This is a genomic window from [Actinomadura] parvosata subsp. kistnae, from assembly GCF_900323885.1.
Taxonomy (GTDB): Bacteria; Actinomycetota; Actinomycetes; order Streptosporangiales; family Streptosporangiaceae; genus Nonomuraea; species Nonomuraea composti.
Map to the genome: position 1 here is coordinate 44,617 of NZ_OOHJ01000030.1, position 20,038 is coordinate 64,654.

Genomic DNA, 20,038 nt, shown 5'->3' on the forward strand with positions numbered 1-20,038 from the left:
ACCAGAAAGACCAGCACGTGAACACTCTCACCACCGCACAGGTTCGTACTCTTCTCGACAGCGGCGCGAACGTCCGGCTGATCGACGTCCGCAGCCCTGGGGAGTTCACGGCGAGCCACATTCCCGGTTCGGCCAATGTCCCCCTCGACCTGCTGCGCAAGCACTCCACACAACTCCGCGCCGAGCATGACGATCACGTCGTGCTCGTGTGCCGGTCGGGTGTGCGCGCCCGTGACGCTCACCAGATCGTCGCCGCAGCCGGCCTGGCGGCCGTGAGCGTGCTCGACGGCGGCCTGAACGCCTGGGAAAGTCAGGGCGCACCGGTGAATCGCGGCCGCGGCACCTGGGCGATGGAGCGCCAGGTCCGCATGGTGGCGGGGAGCATCGTGCTCGCCGGTGTCGCCGCCAGCGTCTTCTGGAAGCCGGCCAAGTGGGCGGCCGGGGCGATCGGCGCGGGTTTGGCCTTCTCGGCGCTCACCGACACGTGCGCGATGGCCAGGGCGCTGTCGTTCCTGCCGTGGAACAGGACGCCGCCGGCCCGGCCCGGCTCCGAGACGCCGGCGGCACTGACCGCACGGTCATGACCGGTATGGTCACGCTCGGCGCCGGAGCCGAGGGCGCCTCATCGTGGTGACCTCCGGCCTGGTGATCGGCCTGGTGTCGGGACTGCTCGGCGCCGGCAGCTCCATCCTGGCGACGCCCGTCCTCATGTACGGCGTCGGCCCGCCGGGGCGGTGAACCGGCGTGGCCGCGGACACCTGCGTCAGGATGTCGATGCAGTACGTGTCCTCTTCGACCATGCGCGTGCTCATGTTGAGCACGGATCTCGGGTGCAGGCACTCATGATGACCATGATCAGGCGACCGACGGCGTCCTCGGACGGCAGTGCTCTGGCGGCCGTGACGGCGTGCAGGCAGTAGGTCGCGAGTTCGTCGGGAACGACGTCGTCGCGAAAGGCGCCGGTCCGTGCGCCTTCGGCGAGCAGATCCCTGAGCATGCCGTGGATCCGCTGTTCAGCGTGCCCAACTCGTTCGTCGCGGTGCAGGACTGCCATGAGCGCGCCATCCCCGTGTCCACGGGACCGACGCGAGATGTGCGCGTACGCCTCCAGCACGGCCCGCAACCCCTCGACGGGCTCGCCTGCCTGATCCCGCACCTTGGCCAGTTGTTCGAGGTGAGCGGCGATCTGCTGCTCGTGCCAGGCAAGCAGGATCGCTTCGACGTCAGGGAAGTACTTGTAGAGCGTCGCGCGGCCGATGCCGGCCTTCTCCGCGATCTGGGACATCGTGACCGATCGCAGCCCGTGCTCCGCCACGAGCGCCGACGTGTGCGTGAGGATCGCCTCGCGCACGTCGCGGCGATGCGCCTCGATCGTCTCGTTCCACAGCCTCGGCACGGTCTGAGCATATGCGATGAGGGATCAATACACGATGTATTGACGTAGACAGACTGTTTCGTAAAACATGGTTCGCATGCAGGCGCGACGACCATGGAGGTCAGACAGATGACAGAGCAACACATGCCACGCTGGGTGAAGGTGGCCGGGATCATCACGGCCGTTGCCGTGCTGCTCTTCGTCATCCTGATCCTCATGGGCGGCCATGGGCCTGGCCGTCACATGGGGGCCTCGGGCGAGGCCACTGCGGCCGCCGCGAATCCCTCGGCCGCATGAGCCCCATGGCGCCTCGCCTGCGCAAACTGGCCCTTACGGCGCACGTCTGCGTCTCCGTGGGATGGCTGGGCGCGGTACTGGTCTTTCTGGCGCTGGCAGTCGTCGGCTTGACCAGCCCGGACGCGCGGACAGTCCGCGCCGTCTATCTGGCGATGGAGCCGGCCGCCTGGTACGCCCTCGTGCCGCTGGCCGCGGCCTCGCTGCTCACCGGGCTCGTGCAGTCGCTGGGCACCACGTGGGGTTTGTTCCGGCACTATTGGGTGCTGTTCAAGCTGTTGATCAACGTGGCTGCCATCGTCGTCCTGCTGATGTACACCGAGACCCTGGGCTATCTGGCCGGCGTCGCGGCGGCCCCGGGAACCGATCCCGAGGTGCTGCGGAGCCCTTCCGTGCTCATCCACTCCGTCCTGGCGGCGGTGCTGCTGCTCCTGGCCACACTGTTGGCCGTGTTCAAGCCTCGGGGCCGGATGAGTTTCATCGCGTCCAGGACCGCGGCATCCCAGCCATGAAGGGATGGCTCCACGCCGTCCGGCGTGGAGCCATCCCGTTCGTACTACTTGAAGCGGCGCAGCCGCAGGCTGTTGGTGACCACGAAGACGCTGGAGAACGCCATGGCCGCGCCCGCGATCATCGGGTTGAGCAGGCCCAGGGCCGCGAGTGGCAGGGCGGCCACGTTGTAGGCGAAGGCCCAGAACAGGTTGCCCTTGATGGTCGACAGCGTGCGCCGGGACAGCCGGATCGCGTCCGCGGCCACCCGCAGGTCGCCGCGGACCAGGGTCAGGTCGCTCGCCTCGATCGCCGCGTCGGTGCCGGTGCCCATGGCCAGGCCCAGGTCCGCCTGGGCCAGCGCGGCGGCGTCGTTGACGCCGTCGCCCACCATCGCCACGGTCTTGCCGTCGGCCTGCAGCTTCTTGACCACGTCCACCTTGTCGGCGGGCAGCACCTCGGCGATCACCTCGTCGATGCCCACCTCTTGCGCGACGGTCCTGGCCACGGCCTCGTTGTCGCCGGTCAACAGGACCGGGGTCAGGCCCAGCGCTTTGAGCTGGGTGATGGCCTCCCTGCTGGTCGGCTTGACCACATCGGCCACCACCAGCACGGCCCGCGCCTTGCTGTCCCAGCCGACCGCGACCGCGGTGCGGCCGGCGGCCTGCGCCTCGTGCAGGTCCCGCTCCAGGTCGGCGGGCAGGTGCTGGGACCACTCCTCCAGCAGACGCGGGCGGCCGACCAGCACCGCGTGCCCGTCCACGATGCCCTGCACGCCCAGCCCCTCGACGTTGGCGAAGTCCTCCAGGGCGGGCAGGTCACCGACCCGGGCGGCGGCACCCCTGGCGATCGCCTGCGCGATGGGGTGTTCGGAGGCGTGCTCCAGCGCGCCGGCCAGGCGCAGCACCTCTTCCTCGCTCTCCCCCTGCCGCCCGGTGAGACTTGAGGAGCTCGACATGCCCCACACGATCCGCAGGCCAGGCGTCCTCGGCGGGACGTCGCTGGCCGTCTTCCTGGCCATCGTGCACTTCGTCAACGACGCGATCACGGCGATGCTCGGCGCCCTGCTGCCGACCTTGCAGGCCCGTTTCGAGCTGGGGCCCGTGCTGCTGGCCCTGATCGTGGCCGTCTACTCCATCTCGTCGTCGGTCACCCAGCCGTTCTTCGGCGCGATGGCGGAGGATCGCAGCCTGCGCCTGGTCGGAGCGGCAGGCGTGCTGCTGGCCTCGTTGTTCCTGAGCCTGATCGGGGTCGCGCCCGCACTGGTGGCGGTGTTCGCCCTGCTGATCATCGGCGGTATGGGGTCGGCGGCGCTGCATCCCGTGGGCACGGCGGTGGCCGGCGGCCCGGCCGTACCGAACCGCACCCTCGGCGTGGGGCTGTTCACGGCGGGCGGGATGGCCGGGTTCGCCCTCGGGCCGGTGCTGATCCTCGCCATCGCCTCGGCCTTCGGCGTGGAGGCCACCCCGTGGCTGATGGCGCCGGGCATCATGCTCGCCGCCCTGGTGTTCGCGCTACTGCCCGACTGGGAGCCCCACGGTCGCAGGCCACTGCGGGCGCTCTTCCAGCTCCGCCTGCTGCGCGGCCCCGTCGGCGGGCTGACGCTCGCGGCGAGCCTGGCGAGCCTCGCCTTCGTCACCTTCACCAGCTCGGTCCCCCTCTGGCTGGTCAACGAGCACGACCTGCCGACCGACCACGGGCTCATCGGCTGGACGCTGGCCGCGTTCTCCCTGGCGGCGGGACTCGGCTCCCTGCTCGGCGGCGTGCTGGCACCCCGCCTCGGCCGCCGGCGGGTGCTGGTGGGCTCCCTGGGCCTGGCCCCATTCCCGCTGATCGCGGTCCTGGGCCTGGAGCCGGGCGGCGTCGCCTCCTTCGCCGCGACCGTCCTGGCGGGCGCCCTCCTGTATGTGGGCAGCCCGATCACCGTGGTCCTCGCGCAGGACCTCGCGCCCGCCGCCCCGGCGAGCGCCGCCGGCATGGTCCTGGGAGTGTCTGCCGCCCTGGCGGGCGCCCTGTACGTCGCCCTGGGCTGGCTGCAGGAAGTGGTCGGCGTCGGCGGTGGGATGGCCGCCGGCTTCGCGCTCGCCGGCCCCGCGGCGCTGATCGTCCTGGCGGTGCTGCGCCGGCACCCGGAAGCCGGACGTTGAGCCGGCAGGCTTGACAGATACCCCCCGTGGTATTAATTGTCCCTCGCAAATACCCCCTATGGGTATTAACTCTGACAGGAGAGAACCCATGTCCGCACCATCCCCCCGGCGCTGGGCCGCCCTGGCCCTGATCGCCACCGCCCAGTTCATCGTCATCATGGACACCTCGATCATCGGCGTCGCCCTCCCCCGCATCCAGCAGGACCTGGGCTTCTCCCAGGAAAACCTGTCCTGGGTCTTCAACGCCTACGTCGTCGCCTTCGGCGGCCTGCTGCTGCTCGGCGGCCGCCTGTCCGACCTGCTCGGCGCCCGCCGCCTGTTCAGCACCGGCTGGCTGATCCTGCTCGCCGGCTCCCTGCTGGCCGGCATCGCCCCCGAGGTATGGGTGGAGCTGACCGGCCGCGCCGTCCAGGGCATCGGCGCCGCGCTCATCGCCCCGTCCGCACTCACCCTGCTCATGATGCTGTTCGGCCACGCCCCCAAGGAGCTGACCAAGGCCCTGGCCCTGTACGGCGCCGCCGCCCCGGCCGGCGGCACCGCCGGCGTCTTCCTCGGCGGCCTCATCACCGAATACCTCAGCTGGCCCTGGGTCTTCTACATCAACATCCCCATCGCGATCGCCGCGCTCCTGGCCACCGGCCCGCTGATGCCCGCCACCACCTCCACGCGCGGCTCCATCGACGTGCTCGGCACCCTGACCGTCACCCTCGGCCTCGGCACCGCCGTCTACGCCATCGTCCGCGCCCCCGAAGCGGGCTGGGCCGCCGCCCAGACCTGGATCACCCTGGCCGTCGCCGCAGCCCTGCTCATCGCGTTCATCGCCATCCAGGCCCGCCGCCGCGAGCCGCTGATGCGCCGGTCCATCTTCCGCACCCCGAACCTGGCCGCCGCCAACCTCACCCAGCTCCTGCTCGGCGGCGCCTGGATCCCGATGTGGTTCTTCCTCAACCTCTACCTGCAGCAGGTCCTCGGCTACAGCGCCTTCCCCAGCGGCGCCGCCCTGCTCCCGATGACCATCCTCATCATGCTCGGCATGATCGTCCTGGCCCCCAAGGCCATCGGCCGCTTCGGCCCGAAGACCACCACCGTCACCGGCCTCGCCCTGCTCACCGCCGGCATGGCCTGGCTCTCGCTGATCAGCCCGGACGGCAGCTTCGCCACCGACGTCCTGCCCGCCAGCCTGGTGGCCGCCCTCGGCATGTCGCTGGCCTTCATCCCCTCCCTCGGCACCGCCATCTCCGCCGCCCGCCCCGAGGAGGGCGGCCTGGCCTCCGGCATCGTCAACACCAGCTACCAGGTCGGCTCCGCCCTCGGCCTGGCCGCCATGACCGCCGTCGCCGCCGCCAACGGCGCCGACCGGCTCGGCGACCTGCCCGCCCTGACCGACGGCTTCTCCGCCGCGTTCGTCGGAGCCGCCGCCATCGCCCTGGCCGCCGCCCTGCTGGCCGCCGCCACCCTGCGCACCCGCGCCACCGCACCCGCCGACGACGTCACCGCGTCCCGCGGCTGACCCATCCGCACCCAAAGGAGAATCCCATGTCCATCCTCATCGCCTACGACGGCTCATCTGATGCCCAGCACGCCATCGAGGAGACCGCACGCCTCTTCCCGGGAGCCTCCACCGTGGTTCTCTACGCCCGCCAACCGCTGGAAAGCCTCGCCGCTCATCTGGAAGGCCACCCGGCCCTGGAGGACCTGCGCGACCTCGACACCAGAACCTTGGACGCCTCCGAGCAACTGGCCGCCGAAGGCGCCGAGCGGGCTCGAGCCCTCGGACTCAAGGCCGAACCTCGGGTGGCCTCCGTCCCCGAGGAGACGGCAGCCGAGGCCATCGTGGACGTGGCGGAGGAGATCGACGCCTCGCTGATCGTCCTCGGGTCCCGCGGGCGCCGCGGGTTGCCGGCACTGCTGTCGGGCAGCACCTCCACCCGGGTCATGCACTCCACCGGCCGGCCGACGCTGATCATTCCCTCCGGAGCTCTGGCCGCTGCTCGCCGAGCCAGCAGAGCAGGTGCCGGACGCTGAGACGTACGCGCCCCAGCTCCCGAACCATCCGTGGAGCCGGGGCGCGTACGCGTCCATTGAACCCAGCGCATACCACCCGCGTAACCACACGTAAGACCAGATCAGCTACCACCAATAGTAAGTCGGCCTGCCTAGCGAAATTGCGCAGAACAGGGCAACAACCTCCCGCCTTCTGTACTATTTCGGCCCAGGTTCAGAGACTTACGAGGAGGCATCGTAGTGGCCGTGTGGACGAGGCTCGGGCGAACAGCAGTAGCCACCGCGTTAGCCTTGATCACACTGGCCGCGGCACCCAGCGGCGCTCTCGCCGAACCGTCACCGGCCAAGATCCGGGCCAAGCTGGTGAAGCTCAACGAACAGGCGGACCAACTGGTCGAGCGGTACAACCAGGCGAACGAGGCGTACAAGTCGGCCAAGAAGAAGTACGAGAAGCTCAACACCGAACTCAGCCGCAAGGACGCCCAAGCCGGCGAACTGCGCGAAGAACTGGCCACGATCGCGAGCAACAGCTACCAGGCCGGACCGTTCGGAAGCTGGCCGGCGTTCGCACTGCAGGGCAACCCCCAGACGGCCCTGAGCAGCATGGCCTCCCTCGAACAACTCGCACAGGACCGAGCGGTCAAAATACTCGCCTACGAGACGGCGACGAAGGACCTGCGCGACCGGCGTGCCGAAGCGAAGCAGGTCCTGGCAGAGGCCGACGACGCTCGCGACAAAGTCCGCGACGAGAAGACGAAGGTGGACAAGCTGGTCAAAGAACAGACCAAGCTCCTGCGCCGGCTGGGCACCTTCCGGACCGGCGATCCCAACAGCCCCGGCATCGAGTACACCGGTCCGGCCTCCGGCAACGCCCGCCGCGCGCTCCAGTTCGCCTTCGCCCAGGTGGGCAAGCCCTACCGGTACGGCGGCACCGGCCCGGGCTCCTACGACTGCTCCGGCCTCACGCAGGCCGCCTGGCGCACCGGCGGCGTCGAACTGCCCCGGACGACCTGGACCCAGTGGTCCTGGGGCGCCAGCCGCCGCGTCCCCCTGGACGCACTGCAGCCCGGCGACCTGCTCTTCAGCAAGGGACTCGGGCACATGGGCATGTACGCCGGCAACGGCAAGATGGTGCACGCTCCCCAGACCGGAGACGTCATCAAGGTGGTCGACCTCGACGACTACTGGCGCAACCGCCTGCTCGGCGCGGTCCGCCCGTGATCGTCATACCCTCCACGCGACACCGAACAAGTAGTCGCCGCCGATCCGGGTAACCCATCGATCATCTACCCGCAGCCCATGGTGAGGCAGTTCAGCGAGGAACTCTCCTGCTGTGAACCGGTCTTCCTTCGGATGATCGAAAAGGACGCGAAAGGACGGACGAGCCAGGGCGGTCGCGGTCACTTCTTCGAAGAAGAACCTGCCGCCCACGGGCAGGACTCGCCCTACCTCGCGCAATGCAGTCCGCCAGTCGGGAATGTGATGGATGATCCCGAAGTCGAAGACAGCATCCTAGTCGCCGTCCTCGGCCCCGAAGGCGGCACGCAGATCAGTGGCGTCGCCTACCACGAGTCGCACGCGCCCTGCCTGGCGTGCCAGCCGTTGCCGGGCCCGGCCAATCATGGCCGGGTCCAGGTCGACCGCGTCAACGCGTACGGCCCCGAACTTGTCCAGGATCAGTTTGGTCCCGTATCCGCTGCCGCACCCGATCTCCACCGCCCGGCCTCCGGGCGTCCGGCCGCCTAGCTTCATCAGCAACGGCGCTTCGTACCAACGCTGCAGAACGCGGCGGATGGCACTGTTGACCACCAGGGTTTCCATCCGGTTCATCAGCATGGAAAGCCCCCTTCGCCGCCACGTCCACAACACGGGACGCGTCTTCCGTCACCGAACGAGCTGCCGCGCCGGGCCCGCTCAGAGGAACGGACATGCGGCGAGCAGAGCAAGTCAGAGCCGTTTGAGAATCTGCTCCAACTGTTTCACTTCTTCCTGCTGAGTGGCGATGATGGTCTTCGCGAGCTCCTTGGCCTGCGGGTCCGCCCCATCTGTCTCTTCGGTCCGGGCCATCTCGATCGCCCCTTTGTGATGGGTGATCATCTGCTCCGCGAAGAGCTTGTCGAACTCCTTGCCTTCGGCGCCCTGAAGCTTTTGCATGTCCTCTTCCGACATGCCACCGGGCATGTCGTGCCCCATACCCGGCATGGGCTCAGGCTTGCCCCACTCGGACAGCCAGCCCTTCATGGTCTGGATCTCCTCCTCCTGCCCTTTCTCGATCTTGGACGCAAGCGTCCTGATCTCTGAGTCGGAGGCCCGTGTAGCGGCGAGCTTGGCCATCTCGATGGCCTCCTGGTGGTGCAGGATCATCATCTGGGCGAACATGACGTCCGCGTCGTTGAAGGCACGCGATGGCTGACCGCTGGTCGCAGGAGTGGTCGGCGTTGTCTGGCTCAGCGCTGTGAAGCCAGCGCTCGAGGTGCTGCCGCCACGGCACGCCGCCGACAGGGCGAGTGCGCTCGCGGCAATCGTGTAGAAAATCTTGCGGTTGATACGCATGATGCTTCGCTCTCTCGCTTCCTCCCAGCTGCCGACTGGTCGCGGACAGCCTCGGGGCCCCATCCGCATACGCCGAGAGCCTGGAGTGCGGACAAGCACCGGGCTCTACCGCACCCGCTGCGGCAAACTCACCATCACCCCTCCTGACATGGGCGGACATCCCTCCAACTCAGACTCCTGACCAGCCGGGCCGGTTCTATTCCTGCGATCACCATCAGACGGCTCAGATGCAGCCTCTCCCGAAGAGGAACGCTACAACCTCAGCCGGAACCTTTATCTCGTACATGGATGTTCGAAATAATCCCAGAGGGAGACATGCTGACCACCACATGAACGAGCAGACAGGCACGCACGACCTCGTCATCGACACCCACTCCGCGAGATTCCGCTATCACCGTGCCGGCAGCCGCCGATGGCACCTCTGAACAGCCATGAATCTGCCGCTTGAGCCGTAGTAGATACCGGCAAGCACAGCGCCGCCGCCTGCACCGAGGGAGCAGCCCGAGACCGATCTAAATGATCACACCCATAATCAGAGGTATAGCCCGTGCGGATAGGGGCGGCCGTTATCCACATCGTCAGGTCAAGAGGAGGGTATGCTGGGGCTCTCGTTAACAGAGAGCGACCGCATAACTCACGGGGCGCAAGCGACGGGGAACGCTGAGCTGGGTCGGTGCTCTCGTGTGTCTAGGGGCATGCGATGGCCGAAAATTATTCCGGGGTGTCCGCTGCTGATGTCTGGGCAGATCCCGTCTCGTTCGGCGGCAACGTCGTTCGTCAGCTTTTGGCTCCGCAACAGGTCGCCCGGCGCAGTTCGCCGGACAATCTGGAGCTGATGACGCCGGAGGAGGTAGTGGCCTCCTATTCCGGTGTGCTGAGTTTCGATGAAAGCGGGCTACGACGGGCTCAGCTCGGTGCGTTGCATTGCGTTCTGGGGCACTGGACGACCGCTTCCACCGAGCCCGCCACCGTCGTGATGCCGACCGGCACGGGCAAGACCGAGACAATGCTCGCCTTGCTTGTCGCCGCGAAGATACCGAAGCTCTTGGTCCTCGTACCGTCGGATCACTTGCGCGATCAAGTGGCGAACAAATTCGAGCGACTCGGTGTCCTGCAGCGACTCAAAATCGTGCACCCAGACGCCTGTCGGCCCGTCGTCGGCCGGATGACCAAGGGTATGGACGACACCGACGAGGCCGCACGATTTGCCGCGGCCTGCAATGTCATCGTTGCAACACCTCAGGTGCTGCAGAAGTGCGCCGAGGGAGTCCGGACCGCCATTCTCACCGCATGCACCCATCTGTTCGTGGATGAGGCACACCACGTGGAGGCGCCAACCTGGTCGTATGTCCGTGCGTGGTTCACTGGTCGGCGCGTGGTGCAGTTCACCGCCACCCCGTTCCGAGAAGACGGCCGTCACATCGCCGGGAAGATCGTCTATGGCTTTCCGCTGCGCGAGGCTCAGAAAGACGGGTACTTCGCCCCGATCAATTACGTGTCCGTCCTCGACTTCGCCAACCCCGACAGAACACTGGCCACGAAAGCCGTTGCCCAGTTGCGCGCGGATCTCGACGCAGGCCTCGACCATCTCCTGATGGCCAGAGCCAGATCCATCCCGCGAGCGCAGGAGCTCTTGGAGCTCTACCAGCAACTTGCTCCCGATCTCAATCCTGTGATCTTGAACAGTCGGATGGGAGTCCGCGCGAAACGGGAGGCCTTGACGGCGATCAAAAGCCGCGAAGCGTTGATCATCGTTTGCGTCAACATGCTGGGTGAAGGTTTCGATCTTCCCGCCCTGAAGATCGCGGCTGTGCACGACCCGCAAAAGAGCCTGAGCGTGACGCTGCAGTTCATCGGCCGCTTCACTCGAGCTCAGCCAGGAGACCAACACCTTGGCGACGCGTGGATGTTCGTCAGTCGCCCCGACAGCGAGCTCGACACACGCCTGCGGAGCCTGTACGCCGAGGATGCCGACTGGAACGCTGTAGTTCGGAACCTGTCCGAAGCAGCCGTCGAGGCCGAGGTCGAGGTCAGCGAGTTTGAGAGGGGGTTCACCAGCCGTCCAGAGGACCTCGTGCTGAGCAACCTTCAGCCCAAGCTGAGCACCGTCGTCTATCGCGCACCGACCGCCTCGTGGAATCCGGACGCGCTCTACAATTACTTCGGCGCTGACATCCTTGTCACCGATCCCATCGGCCTGAACCTGCGGGCGGGCGTGGCCTGGTGTGTAGTCGAACGCCATGCCCCCGTCAGGTGGAGCGAGAGCCGAGTCCTGGAGGAGACCAGCTACGAGCTGTACGTCCTCTACTTCGATCAAGAACGACGACTGCTCTACATCAACAACTCCGCCAACGATGGGATCTTCGAAGACCTGGCCGAGGCCGTGCTCGGTGAAGGCGCGAGCGGCTTCACCGGATCGACCGTCTATAGGGCCTTCGGCGACATCGTCCGCCTCATCCCCACCAACGTCGGCGTCCTCGACGTACGAAACCAGTTCCGGCGATTCTCCATGCACGTCGGCACCGACGTCAGCCAGGGTTTCCCCACGGCCGAGGCGCGGACCAAGACGCAGACCCACATCGCCGGCACGGGCTATCGCCGTGGCGAACGCATCTCCATCGCCGCCAGCGCCAAGGGCCGGGTCTGGAGCCCGGACACCGCCAGCAATCTGAAGTACTGGCGTGACTGGTGCGACGAGATCGGCCCGCGCCTGCTCGACGACTCGATCAGCATCGAGGACATCATCGCGAACTTCATCCTGCCCGAGCCGATCCAAGAGCGGCCCGCCGCCGCGGTCCTGTCCCTCGAATGGCCATGGAACCTCTACGATCTGGCCACTGAAACCCTCCATCTGGAGTACGACGGCCGCCGATACTGGATCCTCGACGCCGACCTCCGCCCAGACAACAGCTCGACCACCGGCCCCGTCGTGTTCGAAGTTGCCACCGATCACTGGACCGTTCCGTACCAACTCGACATCCAAGGGGGAAAGCTCTTCTACCAATGCCTGTCGTCCAGCGAGCTGATCGTCCACAGGAAGAACGAGTCTCTCCCCTTAAGTCAGTGGCTGAACGCGGTAGGACTGACCGTGCTGTTTCAAGGCGATCAAATGCTCCAACCGGATGGTGTTCTGCTGCGCATCGACCAGGACATCGAGCCCTATCCTCGTGAAAGGCTCATCGCCGTCAACTGGACGGGCACCGACCTCAAGGTGGAGTCACAAAAGCCCGAGAAGCTGCCCCACTCCATCCAGGCCAGGGTCATCCGGGACCTGCTCAGCGAGCGTCACTGGGACATCGTGCTGGACGACGACGGCGCCGGCGAAGTCGCTGATGTCGTGGCCATGGCGCTCACCAGCGACCATCTTCTTGTCCGCCTTGTGCACTGCAAGTACGCACGCATGGGCAAGGCTGCTACGCAGGTGAAGGATCTGTACGAGGTCTGCGGCCAGGCGATGAAGAGCGTCCGCTGGCGCGAGAACCCCGCGCGGCTCTTCCAGCATTTGGAGCGGCGCGCGCGCAAGAAGTATGCGAGAACCGGCGTCTCGCCGTGGGAAGCCGGCGACCTCGCCACGTTGTACCGCCTGCGGGATCGGGCGAAGCTTCTTCGATACACGTTCGAGATCGTCATCGTTCAGCCTGGGCTGTCGAAGGCGCAGGCCACCTTTGAGCAGTTGGAGCAGCTGGCCGCAACCGAACTCCATGTCCGCCACACGGCCGACGCGTCACTCACTGTCCATTGCAGCGCATGACCAGATGGCTACGCACAAGGGGTTCGATGCCGGCCGCCGGCCGCCCTGCGATGCCGCCCAGCCACGCCAGCGACACGGCGCGCTCTTGATCGCTTGATGATCAGGGTCGCGCCGATCAGCATGGCAAGAGCGCCTGCTGGAACAGCCATCCCGTCGAGCAAAGACAGGGTATCGGGCGGGGCCGAGGTCGCTGATGCTGTGACCGGAACCTGTCAATCTGATCAAGGCAGTTGAGCTGGGCTAATTCTGTGTTGTCTTCTCTGTGGCGTCCTTCGCTTCGTCGGTCTTGGGCTTGTTGATCCAGGCGGGGCCGGGCAGGTCGGGCGGGGTGGGCAGGCCGCCGCTGGCGAACCGTTCGGGATGGGCGGTGTGGGCAGCGGTCAGGACGGTGGCGCGCCGGTCACGGATGGCGGCGGCGCGGCCGTAGTGCACGTCGATGGGGTGGTGGTAGCCGATCCCGGAGTGGAAGTGGTCCCGGTTGTACCAGGCGTAGAACTCCTGGCAGAAGACGCGGGCGTGCTCGATCGAGCCGAACCGGGCGGGGAAGGCGGGACAGTACTTCAGCGTTTTGAAACTCGCTTCGACGTGCGGGTTGTCGTTGGAGGTGCGGGGCCGGGAGTGGGACTTGGCCACGCCCAGGTCGATGAGGAGTTCGGCCAGCGTTTTGGAGGTCATCGAGCTGCCGCGATCGGCGTGCAGAGTGAGGGTGCCCGCGTCGATGCCGTGCTTGCGGGCGGTCGCTTCGATGAGGTGCCGGGCCAGGCCGGCGGACTCGCGGGAGGCGACCATCCAGCCGACGACGTAGCGGCTGAACAGGTCAATGATCGTGTAGAGGCAGTACCAGACGCCCTTGTCCGGGCCGCGCAGCTTGGTGATGTCCCACGCCCACACGACGTTGGGGGCGCCGGCGACCAGCTCGGGCACGACCCGCGGTGGATGGGTGGCCTGCCGGCGCCGGTCGGCGCCCACCTCGCCGTGCTCGCGCAGGATGCGATACATGGTCGACTGCGACGCCAGATAGACGCCCTCGTCGAGCAGGCTGTAGTAGGCGGTGGCCGGGGAGGCGTCGGCGAAGCGCTCGTTCAGCACCGCCCGGACCTGCTCGCGCTCGGCCGGTGACAGCGCGGCGGGATGCGGCTTGCGCGGCCGGGTCGGCCGGACCGGGGGCGGGCTCTGGCGGTGCTGGCGATACCAGGTCGCCTGCGACAGCCCGGCCGCCATGCAGGCCTTGCGCCGGCCGAGCAGCGGGGTCAGGTTCTCGATCGCCTCGGCCTGGGCGGCCTGGAAGGTTCCGGTCACTGCTCGCCCCGGCCCGGCTGGGTCTCGCTGCTGGTGGCGAGCTGATCCAGCAGCGCGAAGAGCTTTCCCTGCACCTCGATCACCTGGCGGGTCTGGCCGAGTTCGGCGCGCAGCCGTTCGACCTCCGCCTGCAGGGCCTCGATCCGCTTGTCGCGCGGGTCGGCCTTCGGCCGCCCGGCCGGGCGGGCCAGCGCCTGCTCCGCGCCGTGGTCCCGGGCTGTGCGCCAGCTGGAGATCAGCGACGAGTACAGGCCCTCCCGGCGCAGCAACGCGCCCTTGCCCGCCTTGTCCAGGCGGTCGTACTCCTCCAGAATCCGAGCCTTGTAGGCGGCGGAGTAGGACCGCGGACGCCCCCGATCACGCACCTGAGGATCAGGGAACTCCGGACCCGGCTTGCTTGCTCCCACGAAGGGATGTCTCCTTCCCCACCCTCAGCACAGAGTTTCATGCCTGTTTGCTACCTCTGTCCATTTTGACAGGGAGGGGACGGCTTTGGGAGGCCCTGCCTTGCCAAAGGCGGCCGGCTGCACCGGAGGGGAACCTAACTCGCCCTCAATGATGAAGACCTCTCTCCCGCCGTCCCCCATCTTCTCCCGCACCTTCTTCGGCAGCCCGTACCCGACGACCTTGCTCTGATCGCGCTCCTTGCGCTTGAGCCACACCCTGTCGACGTTCCCCTCGATCGTGGAGATCCTCTCCCCGTCCACCCGTTCCACGATGCCGGCGTGATCGATGCCGCCGATGTCCTTGGAGCCGCTCCAGTCGTAGAACACGATCGCGCCCGGTTCAGGCTTGTCGCTCCATGCTCCCTGCGACTTGAACCACCTCGCGTGGTCGACCGTGTAGGCGAACTCGCCGACGTACTTCTCCACGCCTGCCTGGTTGGCGGCCCACGTGATGAACATGTCACACCAAGGAGCCGTCTTGAAGTAGGAGTCGCTGGAATCCACGTTGACGTAGTACCAGTCGCCGAACCTGGTATAGCCGCTGCTCTGTTCCTGGTAGCCGAGATACTTCTGGGCAGCCTCAAGCAGGCCCTCGTCAATGGATGCCATAGGCCGGGAGAATGACCCTTCTCCTTGACCGCCTACCGGGTTAGCTGACGGATTCGGGCCAGGAGACGCCCTACCACCGTACCTGCGGCGGATTCACCCCGTACGTGGATCGCTCCACGTGGATGGTTCCCCGGTTCCCGAGCACGCCGGGATTGAGCGGCTGGCCGATCGACTTCGGGAGAAGCCAGGTCACCCGGCCAGTACGATGCACTGTAGTAGACAAGACGACCCATTTGTGCCGGTATGCCAAAAGGATCTACCCCAAGCGGGAAGCACGGCTTCAGCCCTACGTTGCTCCATCCTCAAGAGTCTGCTCGGGCTGACCGCTCACGATGCCGTACGGACAGCGCGCACATGCAACGGGTGGTGCAGGAACCCGTCCTGCACCACCCGTGATTCCTTGACCATCGCACTGGCAAGGAGCTTTCGGCCCCCTAAAGGTCAGGCCTTGTATTCAGGGTACCCGTAACCCACCACCTGCGACTTGGGCCGGATCCGCTGCTCGACCTTGCCGTTGCCGGTGTTGCCCTCGATCGTGGTGATCGTGCCGTTGCCGTTGTCCTGTTTGACCAGGCCCATGTGGTCGATGCCCGTGGTGCTCTTGCCGTTCCAGTCATAGAAGACGACGGCGCCGGGCTTGGCCAGCGTGCCCCACTTCTTGTTGGCCTGGAACCACTTGGCCCAGGTGACGGTGTACGCATCCCAGCCTACGGTCTGCCGGGCGCCCGCCTTCTCGCCCACCCAGGAGACGAACATGGCACACCACGGCGCGTTGGCGTAGGCCTGCACGCTGCCGCCGTCACGGGCGATGGTCTCCTTCGCCCGCTGGGAGGACATGTACCAGCTGTGGAACGGCGTTCCGCCACCCGCAGCGTTCTCCGTCACACCGATCTGAGACTCGGCGATCTTCAGCACCGACTGCGCGGACGCCTGCGTCGCAGGCTTCTGGGCTTCATGGTCGGCGGCGAAGGCCGGCGTGCCGGCGAGCATCGCGCTTGCGGCCACACTGGCTGAGGCGGCGAACACACCAAGAGTCGCGGGCTTCAGGGCACGGGTGAAGACGTTCTTACGCATGAGTGGAAATTGCTCCTTGCTTCCATGCCGCCTACCGGGTTAGCTGACGGGTTCGGGCGTGGAAGTGCCCTACGGAGCGCTCAAGCGGAGCGCGCCGATTCACCCCAGGAACATGTGGGTCCCCGGCTCCGCGAGATCGCGAATTCGGCGGCCGCCTCTCACCCGCAGTCACGACGTTCATGCTGGTGAGAGGCGGTCTCGGCAATACAGTGACGTTCCGTGACAGGCAACGCTGCCATGCGGTACGCCGTGAGTCCTCGAAGGTAAGCGAATCGCATAGAAAGATGCAAGCCAAGCTCGGGAGAAGGCAACGGAATACCCTGCCCTGCAGGCGATACCGATAAAATCCTTTACCTACGCACGATCGATCAGAGAGCTCAGCCAAGCCCTCCCTGTCAAAATGGACAGAGGTAGCAAACAGGCATGAAACTCTGTGCTGAGGGTGGGGAAGGAGACATCCCTTCGTGGGAGCAAGCAAGCCGGGTCCGGAGTTCCCTGATCCTCAGGTGCGTGATCGGGGGCGTCCGCGGTCCTACTCCGCCGCCTACAAGGCTCGGATTCTGGAGGAGTACGACCGCCTGGACAAGGCGGGCAAGGGCGCGTTGCTGCGCCGGGAGGGCCTGTACTCGTCGCTGATCTCCAGCTGGCGCACAGCCCGGGACCACGGCGCGGAGCAGGCGCTGGCCCGCCCGGCCGGGCGGCCGAAGGCCGACCCGCGCGACAAGCGGATCGAGGCCCTGCAGGCGGAGGTCGAACGGCTGCGCGCCGAACTCGGCCAGACCCGCCAGGTGATCGAGGTGCAGGGAAAGCTCTTCGCGCTGCTGGATCAGCTCGCCACCAGCAGCGAGACCCAGCCGGGCCGGGGCGAGCAGTGACCGGAACCTTCCAGGCCGCCCAGGCCGAGGCGATCGAGAACCTGACCCCGCTGCTCGGCCGGCGCAAGGCCTGCATGGCGGCCGGGCTGTCGCAGGCGACCTGGTATCGCCAGCACCGCCAGAGCCCGCCCCCGGTCCGGCCGACCCGGCCGCGCAAGCCGCATCCCGCCGCGCTGTCACCGGCCGAGCGCGAGCAGGTCCGGGCGGTGCTGAACGAGCGCTTCGCCGACGCCTCCCCGGCCACCGCCTACTACAGCCTGCTCGACGAGGGCGTCTATCTGGCGTCGCAGTCGACCATGTATCGCATCCTGCGCGAGCACGGCGAGGTGGGCGCCGACCGGCGCCGGCAGGCCACCCATCCACCGCGGGTCGTGCCCGAGCTGGTCGCCGGCGCCCCCAACGTCGTGTGGGCGTGGGACATCACCAAGCTGCGCGGCCCGGACAAGGGCGTCTGGTACTGCCTCTACACGATCATTGACCTGTTCAGCCGCTACGTCGTCGGCTGGATGGTCGCCTCCCGCGAGTCCGCCGGCCTGGCCCGGCACCTCATCGAAGCGACCGCCCGCAAGCACGGCATCGACGCGGGCACCCTCACTCTGCACGCCGATCGCGGCAGCTCGATGACCTCCAAAACGCTGGCCGAACTCCTCATCGACCTGGGCGTGGCCAAGTCCCACTCCCGGCCCCGCACCTCCAACGACAACCCGCACGTCGAAGCGAGTTTCAAAACGCTGAAGTACTGTCCCGCCTTCCCCGCCCGGTTCGGCTCGATCGAGCACGCCCGCGTCTTCTGCCAGGAGTTCTACGCCTGGTACAACCGGGACCACTTCCACTCCGGGATCGGCTACCACCACCCCATCGACGTGCACTACGGCCGCGCCGCCGCCATCCGTGACCGGCGCGCCACCGTCCTGACCGCTGCCCACACCGCCCATCCCGAACGGTTCGCCAGCGGCGGCCTGCCCACCCCGCCCGACCTGCCCGGCCCCGCCTGGATCAACAAGCCCAAGACCGACGAAGCGAAGGACGCCACAGAGAAGACAACACAGAATTAGCCCAGCTCAACTGCCTTGATCAGATTGACAGGTTCCGAAGCGCTTTCCCAGCTTTTTCAGGGCGCGCATACCGAGCCCCTGAAGGCTCGTCTCCTATCAAGCCCGCGAGTTCCTCGTCCAGACGACGCCACGCAGGGGTCTTCCTCCAGCGCGAAGACGCTTCTGATCGCCTGTATCAGCAGTCGCTTGAGTCACACAGGCCACCTAATCCCGCCCTCACGAGGAACGTCGTGTCAATGGCCTTTGAGTTCTGGCTCTGGCACAGAGTCCGTGAAGTCATGGGCCGAGCAGCACACGACGGCGGAGAAGCTCGAAGTTGGCTCTGCCGTACATCTGCCTCTTGATCGCCTTGATTCGGCACACAGCACCCTCGACAGCGCCACTGTTCCAGTCCAGCGTTAGTCCGTTGCGTACGGCGTCGTAGTCCTTGAGCAGGCCGTCGGCGAAGCCCTGCATCTGGGTGATACCGCTGGTCTGTGCGTTGGCGATCCATGTGTCGAGGTGCTGGCCTTGACGATGACGGAGCATCCCGGCGAAGTCGCTGACGAGTTGATCGACAGCCTTCAAGGTCTGGCAGCGGTCGAGGATCTGGGCCAGGTCTGCCTGCTCTTGCTCGCTTCGCTTGTCGGCGGGGCGGATGATCCATCCGGTGACCTGCCGAGGTTTGGGCGTGCTCACCGGGGTGGCGCTAGGTGGGGTGACGTTGTCGCGCCAGGTGTGCAGCAACCGGCGTACCGTCCGTTCGCTGCCACGGTATCCGCGCTGGCGCAGTTCCTGGGTCAGCCAGGCGGCGTTTGTGCAGCCCTCCTGCCAGCGCTGGGCGAGGTAGCCGACGTGCTGGTCGAGCATGCTCTCGCGTCGGGTGGGCTGGGTGAGCAACTCCTCGGCGGTGGCGGCGCGGACGTAGCGCAGGACGGTCTTGTGGTCCAGGTTGAGTGCTCTGCAGATCGCGGTGGTACCCACGCCCTTGCCCCACAGGGCGTGCACCTCGGCGTGCCGCTGCCTGGTCTGCTCGGCACGCCGTCCTTGACCTGCCACGCTGGACGGCGGTGCCGGCTGAGCGACGGTGTCCTGCGCGGGTTGCTCACGCAGACACATGCGGTGGGCGCGGACCACCCGGTCGACGGCCGTGGTCAGGTTGAACAGCAGGTGCCAGCGATCCGCCACCTGGATCGCCTCGGGAGCACCAAGACGGCCGCCCTCGGCATACCCGCCCGCGCGGTCACGGCAGATGACCTCGACGCCGGGATGCTCACGCAGCCACGCGGCGAAGGTATCGCTCAGCCGATCGGGCAGCAGGTCGATGGGCCGGTGGCTATCCATGTCGACCACGACGCTTCCGTAGTTGCTGCCCTTACGGAAGGCGAAGTCGTCCACCCCGAGCACCGAGCAGGCCGGAGCCTTAGGAAGAGGCATCGCCATGATCAAGCGCAACAAGGTCATCCGCGACACCTCGGCAGCCAACCGCCGGGTGAGCCTGGCGCCGGGGCGACCACCCAGCGCCAACGCGACCGCCTCCAGCCATCGGCGCAACAGCAGCGTGCGCCGGGCATGCGGCACCGTCAGACCCGGCACCTGTTCAGCGAAGGTCTTACGCGGGCACTGCCGGTTGTCGCAAAAGAAGCGTCGCACGCGTAAGCAGATCACCGCCTCGCGCCCTCCGAGAGCGGCATCCGACAACGACCGCTCATAGCGGCTGTGGACCCGGCCGGACGGCTGCCCGCACCCGGGACAGCACGTAGTAGTCCACGGACACGAGGCCGCTATCCGAACACCCTTGCCTTTCGCGGCGATCTGCTCGATGCGGAGATCAGCCAGGTGAGGCAGGAGAACCCTCAGACCATGATCACTGCACCCGAAACATGATCATCGGCGATGATGTTCGACGCCAACTTTTGATCATCACGGACTTTGTGCCAGAGCCAGCTTTTCACGGCCGCCGTCAACGTCGATACGGGACAGAAGGGAGCAGGCGTAAAGCTTTACCCAACGCGGGGGCCCTTGCTGGCACGGCGCTTCTCGCCCGAGAGAGTCCCGACACGTGGACATCCGCTTTGCCCTACTTGC

At 66.9% G+C, this 20,038-nt stretch carries 15 protein-coding genes, 3 pseudogenes and 2 riboswitches; of the genes and pseudogenes, 9 read left to right on the forward strand and 9 right to left on the reverse strand.

All coding sequences use genetic code 11. The features are described from left to right. Positions 1 to 17 precede the first annotated feature (17 nt). Positions 18 to 584, forward strand: a complete 567-nt coding sequence (locus KIS93_RS55970; protein ID WP_080039266.1) for a rhodanese-like domain-containing protein — start codon at positions 18 to 20, stop codon at positions 582 to 584. A gap of 162 nt (positions 585 to 746) precedes the next feature. Here the strand turns inward: KIS93_RS55970 and KIS93_RS69400 are convergent. After that, positions 747 to 812 (reverse strand): annotated as a pseudogene (locus KIS93_RS69400) (metal-sensing transcriptional repressor); the annotation flags it as partial. After that, complete coding sequence (locus KIS93_RS55980) at positions 809 to 1,396, reverse strand: TetR/AcrR family transcriptional regulator (protein ID WP_080039268.1); 588 nt, start codon at positions 1,394 to 1,396, stop codon at positions 809 to 811. The gene KIS93_RS55980 and the pseudogene KIS93_RS69400, both read right to left, overlap by 4 nt. A gap of 108 nt (positions 1,397 to 1,504) precedes the next feature. Here KIS93_RS55980 and KIS93_RS55985 point away from each other — a divergent pair, with 108 nt between their 5' ends. Together KIS93_RS55985 and KIS93_RS55990 are read left to right on the forward strand one after the other, a co-directional pair. Then, a complete protein-coding gene (locus tag KIS93_RS55985) occupies positions 1,505 to 1,672 on the forward strand; it encodes a hypothetical protein (protein ID WP_186405043.1) in 168 nt (55 codons plus the stop codon). 5 nt (positions 1,673 to 1,677) lie between these two features. Next, positions 1,678 to 2,181 carry a DUF2269 domain-containing protein gene (locus tag KIS93_RS55990; RefSeq protein ID WP_080039269.1) on the forward strand — a complete coding sequence of 168 codons (504 nt, stop codon included), beginning with the start codon at positions 1,678 to 1,680 and terminating at the stop codon, positions 2,179 to 2,181. Positions 2,182 to 2,225: 44 nt separating this feature from the next. Here KIS93_RS55990 and KIS93_RS55995 read toward each other — a convergent pair. Then, positions 2,226 to 3,083: pseudogene (locus KIS93_RS55995) on the reverse strand (heavy metal translocating P-type ATPase); the annotation flags it as partial. A gap of 31 nt (positions 3,084 to 3,114) precedes the next feature. On the opposite strand from KIS93_RS55995, the gene KIS93_RS56000 reads away from it, so the two are divergent. From KIS93_RS56000 to KIS93_RS56015, 4 genes are all read left to right on the forward strand, one after another. Then, complete coding sequence (locus KIS93_RS56000) at positions 3,115 to 4,305, forward strand: MFS transporter (protein ID WP_186405044.1); 1,191 nt, start codon at positions 3,115 to 3,117, stop codon at positions 4,303 to 4,305. Positions 4,306 to 4,393: 88 nt separating this feature from the next. Beyond that, positions 4,394 to 5,815 carry an MFS transporter gene (locus KIS93_RS56005; RefSeq protein ID WP_080039271.1) on the forward strand — a complete coding sequence of 474 codons (1,422 nt, stop codon included), beginning with the start codon at positions 4,394 to 4,396 and terminating at the stop codon, positions 5,813 to 5,815. 26 nt (positions 5,816 to 5,841) lie between these two features. Then, the gene (locus KIS93_RS56010) at positions 5,842 to 6,330 is read left to right on the forward strand and encodes a universal stress protein (RefSeq protein ID WP_080039272.1); all 489 of its coding nucleotides are present in this window, start codon (positions 5,842 to 5,844) and stop codon (positions 6,328 to 6,330) included. A 270-nt stretch (positions 6,331 to 6,600) separates the two neighbouring features. Continuing rightward, positions 6,601 to 7,530: a C40 family peptidase gene (locus KIS93_RS56015; protein WP_230466223.1), complete on the forward strand. Its 930-nt coding sequence runs from the start codon at positions 6,601 to 6,603 to the stop codon at positions 7,528 to 7,530. 3 nt (positions 7,531 to 7,533) lie between these two features. Here KIS93_RS56015 and KIS93_RS68605 read toward each other — a convergent pair. Continuing rightward, positions 7,534 to 8,145: pseudogene (locus tag KIS93_RS68605) on the reverse strand (class I SAM-dependent methyltransferase). Positions 8,146 to 8,256: 111 nt separating this feature from the next. Continuing rightward, on the reverse strand, positions 8,257 to 8,862 hold the full coding sequence (locus KIS93_RS56025) for a DUF305 domain-containing protein (protein ID WP_155127552.1): 606 nt from the start codon (positions 8,860 to 8,862) through the stop codon (positions 8,257 to 8,259). A gap of 700 nt (positions 8,863 to 9,562) precedes the next feature. Here KIS93_RS56025 and KIS93_RS56030 point away from each other — a divergent pair. Further along, on the forward strand, positions 9,563 to 12,613 hold the full coding sequence (locus KIS93_RS56030) for a DEAD/DEAH box helicase (RefSeq protein ID WP_080039273.1): 3,051 nt from the start codon (positions 9,563 to 9,565) through the stop codon (positions 12,611 to 12,613). A gap of 240 nt (positions 12,614 to 12,853) precedes the next feature. Here KIS93_RS56030 and KIS93_RS56035 read toward each other — a convergent pair. From KIS93_RS56035 to KIS93_RS56050, 3 genes are all read right to left on the reverse strand, one after another. Then, positions 12,854 to 14,319 (reverse strand): IS3 family transposase gene (locus KIS93_RS56035; RefSeq protein ID WP_418114795.1). Its coding sequence is split into 2 segments (ribosomal slippage): positions 12,854 to 13,980 and positions 13,980 to 14,319, totalling 1,467 coding nucleotides; the frame shifts between segments, so codons are not numbered across the junction. Between the two features lie 24 nt (positions 14,320 to 14,343). Then, positions 14,344 to 14,967 (reverse strand): CHAP domain-containing protein, encoded by a 624-nt coding sequence (locus KIS93_RS56045; protein ID WP_080039274.1) that lies wholly within the window; start codon positions 14,965 to 14,967, stop codon positions 14,344 to 14,346. A gap of 14 nt (positions 14,968 to 14,981) precedes the next feature. Further along, positions 14,982 to 15,136: riboswitch (cyclic di-AMP (ydaO/yuaA leader) on the reverse strand. A 272-nt stretch (positions 15,137 to 15,408) separates the two neighbouring features. Then, positions 15,409 to 16,041 (reverse strand): CHAP domain-containing protein, encoded by a 633-nt coding sequence (locus KIS93_RS56050; protein ID WP_080039275.1) that lies wholly within the window; start codon positions 16,039 to 16,041, stop codon positions 15,409 to 15,411. Between the two features lie 13 nt (positions 16,042 to 16,054). Further along, a riboswitch (cyclic di-AMP (ydaO/yuaA leader) is annotated at positions 16,055 to 16,201 on the reverse strand. A gap of 304 nt (positions 16,202 to 16,505) precedes the next feature. On the opposite strand from KIS93_RS56050, the gene KIS93_RS56060 reads away from it, so the two are divergent. Continuing rightward, a protein-coding gene (locus tag KIS93_RS56060; protein ID WP_418114795.1) for an IS3 family transposase occupies positions 16,506 to 17,971 on the forward strand; the annotation gives its coding sequence in 2 pieces (ribosomal slippage) (positions 16,506 to 16,845 and positions 16,845 to 17,971; 1,467 coding nt in all). 276 nt (positions 17,972 to 18,247) lie between these two features. Here KIS93_RS56060 and KIS93_RS56065 read toward each other — a convergent pair. Beyond that, positions 18,248 to 19,810 (reverse strand): ISL3 family transposase, encoded by a 1,563-nt coding sequence (locus KIS93_RS56065; protein WP_080039276.1) that lies wholly within the window; start codon positions 19,808 to 19,810, stop codon positions 18,248 to 18,250. Positions 19,811 to 20,038 lie beyond the last annotated feature (228 nt).